The following is a 19,723-nucleotide window of genomic DNA, read 5'->3' as shown; positions in this document are numbered from 1 at the left end:
CCATTTAGGCTAGAACCAAAACATCGTCAAAATGGACGCCCGCTGAGGTAGTCCGGAATCCGATCCCCCCTGCTGTCAATTCCGTTACAGGATTGGTCCATTTCATCTTTAATTCTCCATCCACATAACAGGCGATTGTGTTCCCTTGGATGACCGCCTTAACCGTATACCACTGCTTCTCCTTGGCTGTGAATGGGGTACTGGTTACAGACGTCAGTTGTCCGTTCACGGATTTGTACAATTCCAGCTTTTTATTCGATGAATTGATCCGATACATATAATAATTATTTGCATCCTTTACCCTAAAGACAACGCCTGCATTTGCATCGGTGATGGGCATTTTCATTCTGGCTTCATACGTGTAATCCGTCCATGAGTTTCCGCTATTAGCGGTAATTAGGGATGTGGTTGTCTGGTTCCCGCTGGACAGCACTTTATTCGTGCCGACTGTGGGTACGTTCCAGCCGCCTGTGACAGACTTCCACCCCGCCGTATTTCCGTCTTCGAAATTGTCGCTGAACAATGGCGGCTTGGAATTGGAATTAGCAAAAATGATACCGTTTACATAATTGTTGGCGGTGGCATTCAAATCGTTCAGGCTTGTTGCGAGCTTGCCTCCAACATAAATATCTGTGAACGTGACGCCGTTAACCATTCCGCCTTTAGTGGCATTTCCGGCAAGCCTGGATTTCTGCGATCCCGTCTCGCGCACATTGATGTTCTTTAAGATAACATTGCTTACGTCGCCGGAAGTACTGGTGGAAACTCCAAGCCAATAGTTCCCGAATTGATTGATGCCAACTCGTTCGATATCGATATTTTCAAAGGTAATATCTTGAGCGTAACCTTCCTTTGGAAGCGTATTATGTTGGTAACCATGATCAACTAGCAATGCCCGGGCGCTTTGAAACACATACGAATTTCGGATCGTTACGCCGATCTGCGGCTGGGCTACGCCCATGCCAATCTTGAATGCCGCGCATCTTGTCCAGGCCAAAGCGTCATCAAAGACCACATCCTCCAAATGTTCAAGCGCGCCCGGCCACCCTTTGGACATCCCCGTCTGCAGCCAGGTTTTGGTGGAGTACGTGTCGTCATCCGATATGGCAATGGCATGCTTGACAAGCACGTGCTGACTTTCATTAATATCGATCACGTCATTTTCAATTTTGTATAAATCCTGGAATCCCTTAAGATTTTTGATGGTCACATGATCGGAACGAACCACCATAAACGACCAGAAACCGGCATCCCGCAATATTAAACCGTCAAACGTAAAATTTGTGGTTGCGATCGGCACGAGCAGGTTGTTCAGGAACCCTTCATTTTTATGCGGCGCCGGCATCTTGCGCTCCCGCATTGCGATGCCTTTGCCGTCAATGGTTCCCCGTCCCCGTATGGTAATATTGCTGGAGTTTATGGCAGTACGAATGAAATACGTTCCATCGGCATTTCGTGAATCCTTGCGAAAATCAATCGCGTAGTCTTCCCCCTTGCCTGTGCCGACAATGACGGCGCCTCCGGCCAGGTAAAAGGTCACATTGCTTTTTAATGTCAGATTCCCGCTTTTATAGACACCGGCCGGAACAAATACAACGCCGCCGCCCGCTTGATGAGCATCATCGATCGCCCGCTGAATCGCATCCGATGCCATCCGTGCCCCCGTGTTATCCGCGTTGTATGGCGACCGCGTCACATTATAGATCCCGGCACCTGTGGACGGGGGGATATCCGTCTCCAAGGGATCTGCTGCGATGACCATCTTCTTCTTCCAGTCATTGATTTTCACGATCACATAGGTGGAGGAAGAGAGCGTAAACGTCAGCTTGTTTCCGGTGACCGTACCCTTGATGTTTTTGGCCTGTGGACTGATGGAATAAGAGGTAATCGGCGCATTGGCAGTAACTTCGATCTTGACCGTGCCGGAAAAAGAAAATTGAGCGTAGTCATAGTCATCCAGATACTTAATAACAGGAATCGTTTCGTTATCCGCTTTCAATGTAAACACACTGGATGCGGTATAGATGGATGGCATCGGGTAATTTTGGATCGTGGCCGCAGCACCGGCGGTCTGTGCCAAAGATGCCGGATCGGCATCCATCGCGGTCGCACCAGCAGTTTGGGGTAAAAATCCTGTGATCATGACGGCAAGCACTACCAACAAACTAACTGCTTTTCTTGTAATGGTAAGCATAAAAAATACCTCCTCAAGATTATTCAGCTAGCAGCTCCACTTCCTGACGATCAAGCCCTCCCTCCATTAAAACTTTTCACTGTCAAGATGGATTATAATCCCTGCTCAAAAAGAAAGGAGTGGGGCAAGCCCACTCTTCAGGGATACATTTTAACTGTTGACAAACGAGCTATAAACCTTTAAAGTTTTCTCAGCGGTCTTTTAATGATAATGATTATCAATATCACAATTAGTGTAGTGAAAAGGGAGAGTACTAGAAATGAAGAAATTGTTGTTACCTCTGTTTGTCCTTACCATCCTGGTTATAAGTGCCTGCGGCAACAACGCAAACGATAACTCCGGCACAACTAGCAAGGCTTCGGAAGCTGGCGCAAGCGCTAATACCAGCAGCTCCGATACCATTACTTATCAATCCGAAAACGGACCGATTAAGGTCCCTGCCAACCCTCAGCGTGTTGTGGTCCTTTCCGGATATGCAGGCAACCTGCTAGCACTTGATATCCCCCTTGTTGGTGTGGATGCCTGGACCAAAGCAAATCCTAAATTCCAGGATCCATTGAAGAACGTCGCCGAAGTGTCCGATGAGAATGTTGAAAGCATCCTGAACCTTAAACCCGACTTGATCATCGCCATGTCAGATGTTAAGAACGCGGACAAGCTGAAGCAAATCGCACCGCTAGTTACTTATACATACAACAAGGTGGACTATCTGACTCAAATTCTGGAGATCGGCAAGGCCGTTAACCAGGAACAGAAAGCAGCTGACTGGATTGCCGATTTCAAGGAACGTGCCCAAACAGCAGGTGAAAAAATTAAAGCTAAAATCGGTGCTGACAGTACAATATCCGTTATAGAAGGCGATTCCAAGAATCTGTATACCTTCGGTAGTAGCTGGGGACGCGGTACGGAAATCATCTATCAGGCCATGGGATTGAAAATGCCGGATAAGGTTAAAGAAATGACGGCAAAAGACGGATATTACAATTTGTCATTAGAAATCCTGCCGGATTATATGGGTGATTATGTCATCTATAGTAAAGATTCCGCCGGTGATGCCTCCTTCCAGGAGACTTCAACTTACAAGGAGATCCCGGCCGTTAAAAATAACCATGTCTATGAAGTAGACGCCTCAACGTTCTATTTTAACGATGCCCTTTCTCTTGACTATCAGCTTGATTTTATTTCCAAGTCGTTGCTGGGAAATTAAGAACGGATGATCGAAATGAAGAAACAGTCTCCGCAAAAGTTGATAAACTCTTCTTTTGCGCTTAAGCTGCTTGTCAGCTTGGTTGTGTTTGTTGTCATGTTCGCACTAGCGATCAGGCTTGGCGCCAAAAATGTTTCCCTCTCCGACATTTGGAGCGCCATGTTTAACCCGCTCTTGACAGGCGGTGATATTTCCATCATTCGCGAGCTCCGTTTACCCCGGGAAGTCGGCGGCGTTCTGGTAGGGGCTGCACTTGCGGTTGCAGGGGCGATTATGCAGGTTCTAACCCGAAACCCGCTCGCCGATCCCGGATTACTCGGTCTGACTGCCGGTGCAAACGCTGCACTTGCGGTTACTTTTGCTTTTATCCCCGCCATCGGTTATTTCGGAACCATGATTGCCTGTTTTATCGGCGCAACTGTTGGCTTTATGCTTGTATTCGGCATTGCTGCTCTTCGGAAACAAAACATGTCTCCCCTGCATATGGTGCTAGCCGGTTCTGCAGTATCGGCTCTGCTGACGGCCGTGGCCGAAGGAATCAGCCTGCAATTTAAGATCTCCAAAAATGTATCGATGTGGACGTCCGGCGGACTGATCGGCACGACCTGGGGGCAAATTGCAGCGATAGCCCCGGTTATTATCGTTTGCCTCGTCATTTCTATCTTGCTGTCCCGGCAGCTGACGATCCTTAGCCTGAACGAAGGAACAGCCGTGGGTCTGGGGCTGAAGATTACTCATGTCAAGATAGCGCTTTACGTGTTGATCACACTTTTGGCAGGTGCCGCGGTTGCCCTTGTTGGTAACATTGCCTTCATCGGCCTGATGATTCCGCATCTCGTGCGGACGTTTGCAGGGACCGATTACCGTACCATTCTGCCTCTGTCCGCGATCGTTGGCGGTACTTTCATGTTGTTCGCTGATACGCTCGGGCGGATGATTAACGTCCCGTTTGAAACGCCGGTTGCAGCTATCGTGGCCGTGCTGGGCTTGCCATTCTTCCTGTTCATTGTCCGCAAAGGAGTGCGATCGTTCTCATGAAAACATCCCGTCTGTCTCATAAACAACCGTTTGTTATTTCGCTCCTCATGCTTCTTATCCTGGGGACCATCGTAGCCGGTATAGGTATCGGATCTTCCCCTGTATCGTATGGCAGGCTGATTCCGACAATCCTTGGGCACGGATCATTCGAAGATCATTTTGTGCTCTTCTCCATCCGCCTGCCCCGGATACTAATTACGCTGCTGGCGGGTATGGCGCTTGCGCTATCCGGTGCCATTCTGCAGGGAATCACCCGCAATGAGCTGGCAGATCCGGGAATCGTAGGCATTAATTCCGGAGCCGGCGTCGGAGTTACCGTATTTTTCATCTTTGCGCCAATTGATGTCAAATCCTTCGTGTACATGATTCCGCTTATGGCATTCGCCGGGGCTCTGGTAACGGCTGTACTGATCTATGCCTTCTCATACACCCGCAGCAATGGGGTGCAGCCGATCAGGCTGATTATCACCGGAGTCGGTTTCTCCATGGCCCTCTCCGGTATGATGATCGTGCTCATCTCTTCCGTTGACCGGACCAAAGTGGATTTTATCTCCAAATGGCTTGCCGGCAACGTATGGGGAACAGATTGGCCTTTCACCCTGGCCCTGCTTCCTTGGCTGATCATTCTGGTCCCCTATGTGCTATTCAAATCCAGAGCGCTGAATTTGCTTGCATTAAACGAGCACAGCGCTATCGGTGCCGGCATGGCGGTCCAAAGAGACCGTATCCTTCTGATGCTGGCGGCGGTTGCGCTGGCGGCCTCGGCCGTTTCTATGACCGGCGGGATCGCGTTTATCGGCCTGATGGCTCCGCATATTGCCAGAGCTTTGGTTGGAGCGCGGCATCAGCAATTTGTGCCGGTGTCCATTCTAATCGGAGGCTGGCTGCTGCTTCTGGCAGATACGATTGGCCGCAACTTAACTCAGCCGGACGGTACCGCAGCCGGAATCATGGTTGCGTTTATCGGGGCCCCCTATTTCCTTTATCTTTTGTCAAAAAAAAGATGGTAGGCGGATCTTCCGCTAGCTGGAGACCCGGCCGGGTTAACGAGGATGGAACGCGGGGGCTTGAAGCCGCTAGGAAGAGGGGGAAATTCCCACGAAATGCAAAAGTGCAGGCGGTTTTTGTCGAAGCCCCTCGAAACAGGTGGTTCAGATGCAAAAGTGCAGTTCATTTCCGGTCAAAAGCTGCTTTTTATCGTATAGCCCTAAATGAGATGTATTTTTGCATTTCAATCGCTCTAAAATGGTGATTTCCGGAAAATAGAATGCACTTTTGCAGTTGATCCCAGAGGATGGTAGCTTTCCCCAATTACGTATCGCTTTGTACGGTAGATAGTGAAACAAGAACCGGTCCGGCGAAATCGGAAGCTTCCTCGCCTTTTGGATTATGAAGGCGAAACAGAAAAGCGTCCCCTAGTTCTGATGTCCACACTATATAATCGCTTATGCCTTCCGCTGAGGAAGTTTGAAGGTAGAGTTCCGCGGAACCAAGCGGATGTTCAACCAACTCGCCGCTATAATCGGACACCTCTCCGACTTGACTCAACTCTTCCTTGCCCGCAGCTTCAAGCTGAGCCAAATCATAATCGGAAGGCAGCGGTTCAATGTCCACATAATAATCCGGATTGCTGCTTAACGATAAGCGGCCCGCAGCTGCATCAAATGCAAATTTCTCAAAGACATACAAGGAAAATCCTTCCCCCTGATGCAGTACCGCCTCTAGTGACTGATTTCCCTCAGCCGTCAACAAATCAAAGCTCTTGGTTTGTGGGCGAGTTGCTTCTACGGCCGGCTCCTGCCCGGATGAAGGAGGTGAAGCCGATTCAGCTTCTGGCGCTGCTGCTTTCGGGGGAGCAGAAGGCTCTGTTTCTCCTGTACAAGCGGAAAGTATGAAAACCAAGGCGACAATCGGAATGCTTATCCAAAAGGGATACCGATTCTTCAATATGATCGCTCCTTTCACCTTGACCTTACGGGTCTGGTATTCGATGTGTACAGTAAATTAACGATCTACTACTTCCTTATGTTGCAACGATATGTTATTACCCATTATGGAGAAAGCACACTCATACATTTTATATTCATAGCCCTCCAGTGGCTTACGGCAGCCTTGTGTATGTTACGGTCTAGTTGACACCGAAAACTAATTACCGGGCTGTTGGATGCCGCGCCAGCCGCTTACATCGCATTGGCCATATTCATTATCACCCACAGCCACCACCGTGCCATCCGACTTAAGCCCGACGGTATGACGCCAACCCGCCGCTATGGTATCTTTAGGCCACCGTTTCACCTTTAACGCTGCTTCAATCGGTGAAGTGTAATCCATGTTTTTCCTCCTTGAAAACATCTACCTGATGGCAATTCTGCAAAGGAGATGCACGATCGCTCCCGTAGATGCGCCTATCATCATACCCCAATCCTTCTTCCCCGCCGCAATTACTACATCCAGAATGTCATCTTTCAGGTTGAAGATGTGGCTACTCCAACATTAACACGATACCGGAAAGCTGCGCCAAAATAATGGACCGCTGAAACAACAAGAAGTTGAATGACCGGTTGGTCCGGACTATTGGGCTTAGAGTAAGAAAAAACGCTAAGCCGGCCATATCCGAAGGCTTAGCGTTTTGGTGTATTTACCCTAATTGGCGTTTAAATGCTTTACTGGCGAAGAAGTAAGCGATGACCATGATTCCAACACACCAGACAAGCGCGATCCAGATATCGTTGCCAACAGACCCTTCATACAAGAGGGCACGAATCGCATTCACGATTGAAGTCACGGGCTGGTTCTCCGCGAACGCACGGACAATCGTAGGCATGGTTTCGGTGGGGACAAAAGCCGAACTGATAAACGGCAGGAAAATCAACGGGTACGAGTAGGCTGTCGCCCCTTCCATAGACCCTGCTGTCAATCCGGGAATGACCGCCAGCCATGTCAGCGCCAGCATAAATAGCCCGAGTATCCCAGCAACCGCGAGCCAATCCAGAATATTAGCGCTGGAACGGAAGCCCATCAAGAGCGCGATGAGAATAACCACCACAACAGTAAGCGCATTGGAAACAAGCGAGGTCAACACGTGAGCCCACAATAACGACGAGCGCTTGATGGGCATGGTAATGAAACGCGACATCAGCCCGCTCTTTACATCCGTAAACAGCCGCACGGAAGTGTAAGCGACGCCGGATGCGATGGCCATCAGCAAGATTCCCGGCAATAAATAATTGACATAGTTGTCCGTACCTGTCTCTATGGCGCCGCCAAATACGTAGACAAACAGCATCATCATCATAATCGGCGTAATCGCCACCGTGATTATCGTATCCGGGCTGCGCATGATGTTGCGCATTAAACGCCCAAGTAATACCCCTGTTTTGCTTTTCATTTATATCTCCTCCTTTTTGCCGATGATCGCAAGGAAAATTTCTTCCAAGGTCGGCTGCTTCTCAATGTACTCCACTTTCGCCGGCGGGAACATCTCTTTGAGTTCGGTAAGGGTACCGGTTGTGATGATTTTCCCGCTATGCAGGATGGCGATACGGTCCGCCAGTTGTTCGGCTTCCTCCAGGTACTGGGTCGTCAGCAAGATGGTCGTGCCACTGCCGGCAAGCTCCTTGACGGTATCCCAAACTTCAATCCGCGCTTCGGGGTCAAGCCCTGTCGTCGGTTCGTCGAGAAAAATGACGGCTGGCGTCCCGATCAGGCTCATGGCGATGTCAATCCGGCGCTTCATCCCCCCGGAATATTTGTCTACCCGGCGGCCCGCCGCATCGGTCAGGCTGAATCTTGCAAGCAGATGGTCGGCGACTTGAGCAGGATTGGAAACTCCCCGCAACTTGGCGATCATCATCAGGTTTTCCCGCCCGGTGAGCATGCCGTCTAAAGCTGCGAACTGCCCTGTCAGGCTGATGCTCTGGCGAACATGATCCGGTTGACGCTGGACGTCAAAGCCGCAAATCCCTGCTTCGCCGCCGTCGGGCTTCATTAGCGTCGAAAGGATGTTGACCGTTGTCGTCTTGCCCGCTCCATTTGAGCCCAGCAGCGCGAAAATTTCGCCACGCCGTACCTCGAAATCCACCCCCTTTAAGACTTCCTTGTCTTTAAAGGATTTTTTTAACCCTTTTACAGAAATCGCTGCATGGCTCATCATTTTTCCTCCTTATAAAGAGTGCCTATCTTCTGCTATTTAGTCACACTGATAATCAGTATTACTTATTACCAGGGCAAAAATATATCTGAATAGCAAGGCGGCAATTTACATCTGTAACCGGCTAATCAGTTGGTGTTGCCTATTAAACAGTCGGTGTTACCTACTTAAATTTATTTTTTTCCCAATCGCTTCATGATACTCTGATTCAAATCTTCACGGTACTTGGCGACATAGGTTTTAGCGTTTGCGACGAGTTCGTCGGCAAAGGACGCCACGTCGTCCCCGGTGATTTCCAGCACTTGTCTGCCTTCCGCCGCACCGGCTTCGAACAACTCGATTAATTCATACTGCATGTGCAGCATATCCATCCCGTTGCCCGCTGAGAAATTCCACATGTAGTTTTGAATTTTCTTAAATACATACTGGTAGTCCTCCGGCAGAGCTTCAACCCGTGCCATCATCATTTTGTACTCTTTTTTATCACCAATCAATTTTTTGAACATTTCCATCATGTTATTTTTCCTCCTTTTTTAGGTGCGGAATATCTTATGAAGCTAGTTTGACTTCAAAATGTTGATTTTTGATGATACAAAATCCCATTTCTTCCAAAACAATTCAAGTTCCTGGCGGCCAGCCTCATTAAGTGAGTAAAACTTGCGGGGCGGCCCCATATCGGACGGTTTCTTTTCGATGTTCACCAGTTTTTTCTTTTCTAATCGCACGAGGATGGTGTAGACCGTCCCTTCCACGACTTCGGTAAACCCAAGCTCGTTCAGCCGGCGGGTAATCTCGTAGCCATAGGTTTCACGGCGGCTGATAATTTCCAGCACACAGCCTTCCAGCGAACCCTTCAGCATTTCAGTTAAATTCTCCATGTTCAAAGCCTCCTCGATTTTGCTCCTCCTCTATTTAGTCTGACTCATAATCAGTATTACATAGTACTAAGGGAAAATTTTACTTAATAGCTTTTGGGAAATCAGGCTATTAAGTATTACTCATTACATGTACATTGTATTACCGAGTAGCAGGTGTGTCAATTACTTTTTATAGTCAGCATGATCGCATACTACGAAGACATAAACTAAGAAAAACGCCAAACGGCGTCCTTTAATGGCTCTGACTTCTACTTTGGACGCTACTCTAACGGACAACAGCGACCTTATCCGCCCATTTCCCGGGTATTTCCCAGGCTAACGGACCCACATGCCCCTATTTCGCTCTAAACCCGTTCATCCAGGCCGATTTGCGGTGAATAAGGTCATCTGTGTCCGTTACATTTTGCAAACCTCCGTTTTTTCGTAAATAACGGCTCTGGTGTCCCTTAGCCCCCATATTCCTCTACTCCTTCCCTCTTTCCTGAGCATCGCCCTCTACCATGCCCGAAATTTTATAATGTTAAAAAAGCGTCAAAGAGACGCTTTTTGTCTTGTCTGCCAACCTTGTTGCGATCTGATCTCCTTTCTGCTGGCCAGTGCAATAGGAAAATCAAAATAGGTACTGGGATAGGGCTCATTTTTCAATGTATAATGCCACCATTCATAATCATAAGAGTTAAAGCCGCTGGACTCCATGATAGAACGCAATAACCGGCGGTTTTTAGTTTCAGCTTTAGTGATTCCCTTAGCTTCGTGATGGGAGATGACATCCATCAGATCAAAATCACCGCCCATCGGAACAAGAGCGCCGGTATCTAACCGATAAAGAGTCAGATCAATTGCACTGCCGCGGCTATGACCCGATTGAGCCGCTACGTAACCCTTCTGAATCATTTCGGAACGGTTGATATTAGGATAATGCTTAGATTTTGTAAGCCCATCTTCAGGCTCTTCAGACCACTGCAGAAAGCGATCCACAGCGCGTTGCGGACGATAACCGTCCCAGAGAAGCAAGCCATACCCAAGGACAGCTGCCTGCTCCTGTGCCACATGCAGCGCGGCAGCCAATTCATGGGTGCCGACAATACGATTGACTTCATAACCAGCGACCGGTTTTCCGGTGAAATTGTCCCAAGTGGCATACTTAGCATCCCAACGAATTCCGGGGAGAACTTCATCAAGGAACACAAATCCTTTTTCCATATTCTTATCCCTCCATCGCTAATGCAACCACGCGTTCAATCACATCGCCAAGCGTTAAGCCGGCGGCGGCCATCATTCTTGGATAGCGGCTGTATGAGGTACAACCAGGCATAGTGTTGACTTCATTGAGCACGACTTGCCCGTCTTCCTGTAGAAACATATCCACACGAGCAAGCCCGCTGCAGCCCAAAGCCCGATAAATCCGCTTCGCTGTTTCTTGTACCCGTTTCTTATCCTGAGCTGAAAGATCGGCCGGAACCTTGATCGTAGAGTTTTCAGAACCGTTCTCCGGATTTTTTTCTTGATGGATGCGGAAAAAGCCATGGGACAACTGGATTTGATCCACTTCACCAACAAACAAGTCGTCACCGGTTCCGAGCACTGCGCAGCCTACCTCGCTGCCGGAAATCATTTGCTCAATCAGAATTTTTGTGTCGTATTGGCTTGCGCTTTCGATGGCTTCCGGCAATTCGTCCATATTGCATACCTTTCTGACACCAAAAGACGATCCGGAACGGGCTGGTTTAACAAAGACTGGATAAACAAGTTGCTCCGCGTCCGGCATGTCACCTTTGTTGAATACCAAAAAATCAGGGGTAGCGATTCCTGCGTTTCTTACGATCACATAAGTCAAGGTCTTGTCCATGCACAGCGCTGAGCTTTGGATATCGCAGCCTGCATAGGGAATGCCGGAAAGCTCCAACAGTCCCTGCATTGCGCCATCCTCTCCCATTTTTCCATGCAACACAGGAAACACGATATCCAGGCGGATGATCTTGTATTCCCCCTGCCCCAGCACAATCAACCCGTGGACATTTCTGTCCGGCGACAAAATGGCGGGAAGGCAATTTCCGCTTTCCCAATTCGCCTCAGGATAATCGCAGAGCTTCCATTCACCGGCTTTGGTGATCCCGATGTAAAGCGGATCAAATTTCTCTGGGTCAAGGTTTCTGGCGATCTCCTGTGCGGATTTTATGGAGACATCATGTTCTTCTGAGCAGCCTCCGAATAAAACGGCAATCTTGAGCTTGTTCATTTATCTTGTTCCCCTTTCGAATTCTAAGCAATTCTGAATCGTGTTCTCTACGATATCTTGCAGCGCGTGATCTGTGTAAAAAGCGGTATGCGGAGTAACAATCGCATTTGGCAATTTTTGCAGCCGCGGCAGAAATTGATTATGGATCGGCTTGTTTGTACTGTCGTGATAGAAAATACCTTCTTCGCCTTCAACGACGTCCAATGCGGCGCCCCCCAGCCTCCCATTTTCCAGTGCCCAGAGCAGCGCCTCTGTGTCAATAAGTGAACCGCGCGCGGTGTTAATCATAAAGGCCCCGTGTTTCACGCTTTCGATTCGCTTCCGGTCAAGGATATGGTAAGTATCAGCGTTGAGCGGCATATGAAGCGTCAGGATATCACTTTGCCGCAGCAGTTCGTCCAGAGTAACAGATTCGGCCTTAGCTTGCGGATACAAGTTGTAAGCCAGAATGCGGCATCCGAAGCCGTGTAGCCGATCAATCACCGCCTGACCAATGCGGCCTGTCCCCAATACCCCCACCGTCATATCGCGCAGTTCCCGTCCCGGTACAGCGCAAAGATTGTAATCATGGACATCTGCCCTGCATAAAACCGACTTTGCATTTCGTATAGACATGAGTATCAACATCAAAGTATAATCTGCTACGCTGGCCGGCGAATAAGCTACATTACCAATAGTAATGCCAAGCTTTTCAGCCGCTTCCATGTCAATGTGGTTGCAGCCTATGCTTCTTGTGGATATATAAGCGACGCCGTTTTCTTTGAGGGCGCGAAGAGTAGGAGGCCCAATTTCCGTTTTATGGTTAACGCTTATATAGCAATTGCCTGATGCCAACGCGGCGTTGTCGGCGGATACCGCTGACTCAATGATCGTCGGTTCAACACCATAATGCGGTGAATACCTCCTGAACAGATCCGCTTCGCCCTTTTCACATCCGTAAATCGTGATCCCTGTTTTATCCATGGTGTCAACCTTTCTTTCTGCAAAATAAAAGCCTGTCTGCTTTGATAAACCCATGTTATCAAAAGCGAACAGGCCGTATTTTAATATTGAGTTGTTTAATTCCTAAGAAAATCCTAACATCAGATTGAGGTTTTCCTAATTCGTTACAGGTAAAGAGACCGTAAAGGCAACTGTGTTATCTTTGCTTTGGGCCACAATGGTTCCGCCGTGCAGGGTGACGATTTCTTTGGCGATGGACAACCCTAACCCGGAACCGCCAGTGCCCGCCGTGCGCGCTTCATCCAAGCGATAAAACTTCTCGAAAATAGCGTCCAGCTTGTCCGGTGGAATGGTGTTGCCTTGATTTTGAAAAACGATCTTTATATCACCCTCTATTTCCTCTGCGGAAATCACGATTTCCGTGTTTGGGCAGCTGTATGCGGCCGCGTTTTTCAGAATATTATTGAATACCCGCGCCAGTTTCACCGGATCGCCGTACACGGTCAAATTTTCGTCGGCATGAAGCACGGTGGTATTTCCTTTTTCGGAGAGGATCGGATAAAACTCGTCTGTCATTTGCACAAGCATGTAGTAAAGGTCTATCGTTTCCTTTTCCAGCATGATTTGCTGCAAGTTGTACCGGGTGATTTCAAAAAATTCGTTGATTTGTTGCTCCAAGCGATAGGCTTTGTCGAGGGTAATGTGAGTATATTTAGCTCTCTGCTCCACGGGCATATCGGGAGCCTCGCCCAATAAACTCAAGTAACCAATTACAGATGTAAGCGGAGTCCTGATGTCGTGGGCCAAATAAACGACCAAATCATTTTTGCGTTGCTCCGCTTCCTGAGCAGCCTTCTTCTGTCTTTTCAACTTGTCCTTTATGGTGTTCAGACGATTTTCCATGAATTCCATCTCCGGGGAGAGGGATATTCTATCCTCTGAATCTTCCACAAGCCGATCCATGCCGGAGCTGATTTCATCAAAATGTTTTGTGAACCAGGAGATCGTGAACCAAGAAAGGATGACCAGAAAAACCAGCGTCAAAAGAAGCAGAATGAGATCTATGTTATTGCGAAATAAATAATGATAAATGAGCAGTGCATCGGAGTTGTTCAGATTAAAAGTATAAATCAGGAATTGAACGATGCGATCTCCAATCTGTCCCCGCAAAATATCCCGCAACAAAAGGACGGTAACAGCAGCAATGATAGTAATCAGCAGCATCTGTAAAAAAGCTTTTCGCTTCAGCATTGCGTAATTGCCCTTCTTATTGCTTTTCAATTTTATAGCCGACCCCCCATACTGTTTTGATATACTTTGGTTTTTCTACAGTGTCGCCCATTTTTTCACGCAAGTGACGGATATGGACGGTGATCGTATTGTTGCTTTTGCTGTAATACTCGTCCTTCCAAATCTCAGAAAAAAGTTCCTCGGCACTCACCACCCTGCCCTTTCGCTCCAGTAAAATGCGGAGTATGGAAAACTCGGTGGGTGTCAGTTCAAGAGGTTGTTCATTCAGTAGGCACTCATGCGTGTTTACATCCATAACCAAACCTGAATGGACGATTACAGCCTCAGTAACAGGCGCAGACTGCGGCGTGTTGTATTTTTTATAGCGCCGCAACTGTGCTTTTACACGCGCTACCATCTCAAGCGGACGGAACGGTTTTGTGATGTAGTCGTCGGCACCCAAGGTTAGCCCCGTAATTTTATCCGTCTCTTCATCTTTGGCCGTCAGCATAATGATAGGATAGGTATGCTGTTCCCGTATTTTCCGGCAAAGCGTAAAGCCATTGATGTCCGGCAGCATAATGTCCAGAATGGCCAGATCAAGCTCCGCCCGATCAATGCAGGCAAGAGCTTCCTTTGCAGAGTAAAACTTGAACACTTCATAATTTTCATTTCGTAGATACACTTCTATTAAATCCGCTATTTCATGTTCATCGTCAACAACGAGAACTTTAGCGAACATGATTTTCAGCTCCTTTCAGACAGAACTCAACATCCTACTATTTTACTAAATTCGGCAACTATATTTATGACTTCTAGCTTGAGAAATTATTAAGATTTTCATAAGGACCCCAACTTCCTACAAGCCGCCGGGATGAACGGATTCAACAAATTCCCGAGGCTGGCGATAATTTGTGTGCAGGTGAACAGGGTGTGGGCGCATTGATCCGGGTTTTCCCGATAAGTAACCCAAGGCTTTTCCTCGTCAAAGAATTTGTTAGCCTTGCGAATATTTTCTTTCCCTCGAAACCTTCGACCGGTACGTCGACTCCCCAATCCAAGGAAATTTACCTCCTTTTTATAGAAAAACAACAAAAAGACTCCCATCCCTAAAGGGACGAGAGTCTTAGCTCACGTGGTACCACCCAGTTTCATAATGGATTTATCTAACCCCGCAAATTGAAACACGGCAATATCGAAGCCCCAAGGATTGAATATTGCCGTTTATATGATTTAGATGACCTCTTTTCTCTTATACAAATAAACGTATAAAATAAGTCCGGTTATTGCGCATAATGCTGCACATAATCCAATAAAGCTGTAGCCGGCTTGAAGTCCACGAAACAGGCTTGTGGGCGAATCTTCACCAACCATGTGTTTGACAAGCTCCGTGACTCCCCCGATGAGATAATTGCCGATCACACTGCCTAATCCCATCAACGTTACAGTGAATGTGATCGCCGTATCACTGCCCTTCGGATATCTCTTTGCGATAAAAGCCATCACTGTCGGATAAATCATCGCAATACCTATACCGGAAGCAGCAAACAGAAACGCGACACTTTCACCACCGAATATTGCAATAAATGTACATAATGCCGAAAACCCCGAGAAGATCATGAGAGATAATACAAAGCCTATCCGATCTGTTAGCGGGCCAAGCAATAGCCGGGCCAGCGCGAAGCATAAGAAGAAGATGGATAACATCCCGGAAGCATTAACGGTATCCCAGCTATAAGCTTTTTCCAGAAAATTAACGAGCCAGCCGCCAACGGCCAATTCAGATACAACACCAAACGTAAGCACTAGCACCATTAACCATAATACGCGGTCTTTCAGCAATGCCTTTAATGGGATACGATCATCGTGAGCGATGTCATCTCCCGGGAATGTACTGAACAAAGCAATCACAATCGGGATGACGGATAATAGCAGCATCACCAGATACATCCCGCGCCAATCCAGCGTGTGGCCAGCAATCGACACCTTCATCAGGCCAGTTGCAATTAGCGGAGCGACCGTTGAGCTTAAGCCGTAGAAGCCATGCGTCATATTCATCATCATGCCCGTGTTTTTCACGAAAATCCGCGCGCTAAGAATGGCCAGGCCAATTTCCAGCATCCCGTTGCCGATATACATCAGGAAATATGAAGTCGAGAACATCGGGTAATAATGGGAGAAGAAAATTAGGATACCGGATACAGCCATAGAGGCGAACGCGGCAACGGTTACCCATTTGATCCCCCATATTTTGGTCAAATAAGCTGTAAAGGAACAGGCGATCAAATAACCCAGGGCGTTCAAGGATAACAAAGTACCAAGTTGTGATTCACTTAGCATAAAATCGAATTGAATACGCGGTATCGCCGGTCCTTTAATATTTTCCGAGAACCCGAAGATGACGAATCCAATAAAAATGGTTGCCAGCTGCATGGCGTAAATTTTGTTGAACTTGCCTATACTTTTTTCCACTCTTTGTGTACTCCTAACTTGTTATCTATTCTGAGTAACCTGCAGCCGGTAAGTGAGACTTTCCAGCGTAGCTGTGACAAGGCCCGTCATGTATTCCAAACGAGTATTGTTCCGAATCATGAGCTGCGGCATATGCTCCTCGGGAATATCCTTTAAGCACCCCATATAAAGGTCTTCAAGTTGTGACTCACGAGGCAACTCGCCTGTAATCGCAATGGTTACCGGGTTAATAATGGCGATGATTGAGGATAGGGTCATAACAGCCAGCCGGATAAAGCCTTCTTCTGTATGCAGCTGCCGCAGCTGCTCCTCGCGGGAAATGCCAAACGGTAAGAAGGACACCTCCCCGCCAAATGTGGTGTTACCCGATAAGATCCTTCCATCTACGATAAAACCGGCACCGGGAAAATGGTTCTTGGGAAACGTCACCACGGCAAACGTCTTATCTTCGTCGAAATTTTGCAGATGGTAGAAGCCGTATACCGTCATGTTCATATCGTTCTCGATCGTAATTGGGATCCCATACTTTTCTTCCAAATAGGGTCCTAACGGCTGTCCAGCTAGATCCGGAACATCACATACGCCAATCACGCCAAGGTGAACGACGCCCGGGATCCCGATACCAATGGCTTGAACATTCTCGTTGTCACTGATTAATCCTTCAATCATTTGGTCGATAACATCCCTGTCGATATGAGACAGTTCCAATGTAGTTTCACTTATAGTCTCGCCAAGCAAATTCACGATGCTGCAGCTGATGGAATGAATGCCCCCTTCCGTCCTGACAAGAAGACAGATAATGCATCCAAAGTCTGCATTGTACTTATATTGCTTGGCTGGTCTGCCGCCATTTGAACCATCCGGTTCTAGTTCGATGACTTCACCTATGGCAAGCAGCTCGTTAAGTATCGTTCCGCAGGTGGCAACACTAAGCTTGGTCAGGCCTGCAATAGATGCTTTTGTAGCTATACCCTGAGCTTTCAGGGCATTTTTAACCAGCTCAATATTCATCTTCTTAACCTGAATCGTATTATACGTGTAAGTTGACATGCTCCAACTCCTTTTCAACCCTTTTTAAAACTGTTTTAATAAATGGAGTATAAAGTCCCCTAACGGCTAAGTCAACTAGAATTTGTTAAATTGAAAAACAAAAAAAGGCGTTATCCCCGCCTTTTTGTCACAAAAAATGACACCATTCTCCCCTGCTGCTTCCTTTAATATTCTCCTTTAATTACAAAGAACGAACCGCGAATGGTTCCAGCTAGTTTAGATTTCTGCCTAGCAAACTTAAACTTCCCTTCCAATTCCTTGGGTACCTCCATCCCCTCAGAAAGCTTTAAACCAACAGCCCGTTTCTTAGGGTCATCCATCGTATACATGACATTGAGCCCAAGACCATCCTCATAAAAGACGTAGGTAAATTGGATATTTTCCACTTGAAAACGCGACGTCTCTAAAGGTTTGGCCGCAAACTCAATATCCCGTTCTTCTTTCAAAATCCGGTTCACATAATCAAGGGCCTCCTGGCTTTCGCTGGCCGGTACAACCGTAAATTCATGCTTATATTTGTTCATAAAGTAACGGGCCTCATTCGCTCGTAAACCGGCAAGCGTTTCCGCTACAGGCGAAGACTCTAGACCAACCGTAGACACATTTTTAAAATCAACGATATAGGACATGCTCATCCCCCTTATGATCTCTTTATTTCCTAACCACAGGAATCCACATTTCACCAAATACTAAACCATTTCGCTGCCCCATCACAACCGATGTATTTGGCCCGCCAACATAGGCAAAATCTTTTGCTTCCGGCAAGGCTTGGCCAAAAGCAATGCCGGCAAGCGTATTATTTAGCTCTTCAGCCGACTTCCCTTCCCCTTTAACAACCAGGTATTCCCCCTTAGGAAATTGAATAACCCTGGTTGCTTCCGGTAGCGAGGCCTCGCTCATTACACCAGCATAATGCATCATCTTGTTATTCACCGCTTCGTTCACGGCAAAAATGTAGTCATTTTCGGCTACAGCCTTTAAAGTGTCAAGCGTTCCATCTTCTTTCACGGCCTGCCAAAAATCTGCCTTTTCCTTGTTTATGCCGGCATAATCCGTATAATCGCTTTTAAGCTCAGTCCCAATGCCTAAAACGGTAAAGCTGTCTTTTTCTTCAAGGGTATAATTTGCCATATTCAAAACCTTCCTCTTTTTTAAATTTATCAAATGATTTGTCTTTTCACTTGATGGGTTTATAATAACCATAAATCATGTCAAAAAATGATACTGTTTAGGGGAGCCCGATGAAAAAAGTTGAACGGATTAATACCATCATGCGATATATCAACAACCGCGCCCACTTTACCATTTCCGAAATCATGCAAGAATTCAACATCTCTCGTTCGACAGCGATTCGAGATATCCGGGAAATTGAAGCCATGGGGATCCCGCTTGTCGCTGAAGTTGGAAGGGATGGTGGTTATTTTGTCATGAACAACTCTGTCCTGCCCACGGTCCGCTTTACCAATAATGAAATTAAAGCTCTGTTTATTGCCTTTATGGCCACAAGAAATCAACAACTTCCTTATCTAAAGAGTCGTCAGTCTTTAGCTGAAAAGTTACTCGGCCTGATCTCGGAAAACCAGCAGGATGACCTGGTTCTTTTAAATGAAATATTGTTGTTTGAAGGGACCAACCCCCATAATCCCGACCTGCTTGATCTGTCAGACCTGCCCCATCCTATGTTGGAAAAGCTTATCCAAATCCTGCTTTTGGACAGCTATTTATTGGTTTCCACCGAAGAAGAGAAGGAAATAAAGTCGTATCCGATTTATCTCTTGCACCTTTATCGGGAAAAAAGCTTATGGTTAATTGAAGGCTTTGACTTAGAGGAAGAAAAGAGGCGGATTGTTCCTGTCGACAATCTCACCGACGTAGAACCCTACCCTGCGAAAAAAAGAGCAAGCAAGAAAAAGATTTTAGAACAATTAAGCAAGCAGGAAGAAGATATCAACCTTGTCATTGAACTTGGTCCCAAGGCGATTGCCCAGTTCAAAAAATACCATCCATTAAAAGTTTCACTTTCCTATACAAATCCTTACCAAACCACAGCCATCTTAAAGGCTTTTATCAATGTTCATCATTCGGAAGAATTAACCGAAATCATAAATTGGCTACTTTTCTTAGGTGGCGATATCAAGGTCAGGGAGATGCCGGAAGAAGTCTCGGAAGGGTTACAAGAGAGATTAAACTTATACTGCCCCTAGGCAGTGCCGGCCAGACATCAATCAATATCAAATCAAAATGTTAGAGAAGATGCCTGATGACCCGACAGCTCGTACAACTCCAATTGCAAGTTCTTGTCCACCGACAATTCCCCTCTCGG

The 19,723-nt window shown here is 47.1% G+C and carries 20 protein-coding genes and 1 pseudogene; 4 read left to right on the top strand and 17 right to left on the bottom strand.

Features of this window, described 5'->3' with window-relative positions:
- Positions 1–4 precede the first annotated feature (4 nt).
- On the bottom strand, positions 5–2,194 hold the full coding sequence (locus EHV15_RS24895; RefSeq protein ID WP_246061767.1) for a 3-keto-alpha-glucoside-1,2-lyase-like domain-containing protein: 2,190 nt from the start codon (positions 2,192–2,194) through the stop codon (positions 5–7).
- 259 nt (positions 2,195–2,453) lie between these two features.
- Here EHV15_RS24895 and EHV15_RS24890 point away from each other — a divergent pair, with 259 nt between their 5' ends.
- Genes EHV15_RS24890 through EHV15_RS24880 form a run of 3 tightly spaced genes read left to right on the top strand, consistent with a single transcriptional unit; the run spans position 2,454 to position 5,449 of the window.
- Complete coding sequence (locus tag EHV15_RS24890; protein ID WP_128633593.1) at positions 2,454–3,401, top strand: iron-hydroxamate ABC transporter substrate-binding protein; 948 nt, start codon at positions 2,454–2,456, stop codon at positions 3,399–3,401.
- A gap of 15 nt (positions 3,402–3,416) precedes the next feature.
- Positions 3,417–4,439: a FecCD family ABC transporter permease gene (locus EHV15_RS24885; protein ID WP_128633592.1), complete on the top strand. Its 1,023-nt coding sequence runs from the start codon at positions 3,417–3,419 to the stop codon at positions 4,437–4,439.
- On the top strand, positions 4,436–5,449 hold the full coding sequence (locus EHV15_RS24880) for a FecCD family ABC transporter permease (RefSeq protein ID WP_128633591.1): 1,014 nt from the start codon (positions 4,436–4,438) through the stop codon (positions 5,447–5,449). Before EHV15_RS24885 ends, EHV15_RS24880 begins: the two co-directional genes overlap by 4 nt.
- Positions 5,450–5,750: 301 nt before the next feature.
- Here EHV15_RS24880 and EHV15_RS24875 read toward each other — a convergent pair whose 3' ends face one another.
- The 16 genes and pseudogenes from EHV15_RS24875 to EHV15_RS24805 form a co-directional block, all read right to left on the bottom strand.
- A complete protein-coding gene (locus EHV15_RS24875; protein ID WP_128633590.1) occupies positions 5,751–6,386 on the bottom strand; it encodes a hypothetical protein in 636 nt (211 codons plus the stop codon).
- A gap of 216 nt (positions 6,387–6,602) precedes the next feature.
- Positions 6,603–6,770 (bottom strand): annotated as a pseudogene (locus tag EHV15_RS24870) (RCC1-like domain-containing protein); the annotation flags it as partial.
- Positions 6,771–7,077: 307 nt separating this feature from the next.
- Complete coding sequence (locus tag EHV15_RS24865; protein WP_128633588.1) at positions 7,078–7,827, bottom strand: ABC transporter permease; 750 nt, start codon at positions 7,825–7,827, stop codon at positions 7,078–7,080.
- Complete coding sequence (locus EHV15_RS24860) at positions 7,828–8,589, bottom strand: ABC transporter ATP-binding protein (protein ID WP_128635525.1); 762 nt, start codon at positions 8,587–8,589, stop codon at positions 7,828–7,830.
- Positions 8,590–8,762: 173 nt separating this feature from the next.
- The gene (locus EHV15_RS24855) at positions 8,763–9,104 is read right to left on the bottom strand and encodes a DUF1048 domain-containing protein (RefSeq protein WP_128633587.1); all 342 of its coding nucleotides are present in this window, start codon (positions 9,102–9,104) and stop codon (positions 8,763–8,765) included.
- Between the two features lie 42 nt (positions 9,105–9,146).
- On the bottom strand, positions 9,147–9,467 hold the full coding sequence (locus EHV15_RS24850) for a PadR family transcriptional regulator (protein WP_128633586.1): 321 nt from the start codon (positions 9,465–9,467) through the stop codon (positions 9,147–9,149).
- A 531-nt stretch (positions 9,468–9,998) separates the two neighbouring features.
- Positions 9,999–10,670, bottom strand: a complete 672-nt coding sequence (gene vanX / locus EHV15_RS24845; protein WP_128633585.1) for a D-Ala-D-Ala dipeptidase VanX — start codon at positions 10,668–10,670, stop codon at positions 9,999–10,001.
- 4 nt (positions 10,671–10,674) lie between these two features.
- Entirely contained in the window at positions 10,675–11,706 is a 1,032-nt protein-coding gene (gene vanA, locus EHV15_RS24840; RefSeq protein ID WP_128633584.1) for a D-alanine--(R)-lactate ligase, read from the bottom strand.
- On the bottom strand, positions 11,707–12,669 hold the full coding sequence (locus EHV15_RS24835; protein WP_128633583.1) for a D-isomer specific 2-hydroxyacid dehydrogenase family protein: 963 nt from the start codon (positions 12,667–12,669) through the stop codon (positions 11,707–11,709). It abuts the gene before it with no gap.
- A gap of 135 nt (positions 12,670–12,804) precedes the next feature.
- Entirely contained in the window at positions 12,805–13,899 is a 1,095-nt protein-coding gene (vanS, locus tag EHV15_RS24830) for a vancomycin resistance histidine kinase VanS (protein ID WP_128633582.1), read from the bottom strand.
- A 16-nt stretch (positions 13,900–13,915) separates the two neighbouring features.
- Complete coding sequence (gene vanR, locus EHV15_RS24825; RefSeq protein WP_128633581.1) at positions 13,916–14,620, bottom strand: VanR-ABDEGLN family response regulator transcription factor; 705 nt, start codon at positions 14,618–14,620, stop codon at positions 13,916–13,918.
- A 98-nt stretch (positions 14,621–14,718) separates the two neighbouring features.
- A complete protein-coding gene (locus tag EHV15_RS37585) occupies positions 14,719–14,985 on the bottom strand; it encodes a hypothetical protein (RefSeq protein WP_246061766.1) in 267 nt (88 codons plus the stop codon).
- Positions 14,986–15,111: 126 nt separating this feature from the next.
- Positions 15,112–16,311: an MFS transporter gene (locus EHV15_RS24820; protein ID WP_128635524.1), complete on the bottom strand. Its 1,200-nt coding sequence runs from the start codon at positions 16,309–16,311 to the stop codon at positions 15,112–15,114.
- 60 nt (positions 16,312–16,371) lie between these two features.
- The gene (locus EHV15_RS24815; RefSeq protein ID WP_128633580.1) at positions 16,372–17,400 is read right to left on the bottom strand and encodes an ROK family protein; all 1,029 of its coding nucleotides are present in this window, start codon (positions 17,398–17,400) and stop codon (positions 16,372–16,374) included.
- 164 nt (positions 17,401–17,564) lie between these two features.
- The gene (locus EHV15_RS24810; protein WP_128633579.1) at positions 17,565–18,029 is read right to left on the bottom strand and encodes a phage tail protein; all 465 of its coding nucleotides are present in this window, start codon (positions 18,027–18,029) and stop codon (positions 17,565–17,567) included.
- Between the two features lie 22 nt (positions 18,030–18,051).
- Positions 18,052–18,531, bottom strand: a complete 480-nt coding sequence (locus tag EHV15_RS24805) for a GyrI-like domain-containing protein (RefSeq protein WP_128633578.1) — start codon at positions 18,529–18,531, stop codon at positions 18,052–18,054.
- A 110-nt stretch (positions 18,532–18,641) separates the two neighbouring features.
- Between EHV15_RS24805 and EHV15_RS24800 the strand changes: the two genes are divergently transcribed.
- The gene (locus EHV15_RS24800) at positions 18,642–19,604 is read left to right on the top strand and encodes a helix-turn-helix transcriptional regulator (protein WP_128633577.1); all 963 of its coding nucleotides are present in this window, start codon (positions 18,642–18,644) and stop codon (positions 19,602–19,604) included.
- Positions 19,605–19,723 lie beyond the last annotated feature (119 nt).

The organism is Paenibacillus oralis, from assembly GCF_003863965.1.
Taxonomy (GTDB): domain Bacteria; phylum Bacillota; class Bacilli; order Paenibacillales; family Paenibacillaceae; genus Fontibacillus; species Fontibacillus oralis.
The sequence above is the reverse complement of the archived record's forward strand: the minus strand, read 5'-3'. Positions and strand labels throughout refer to the sequence as shown.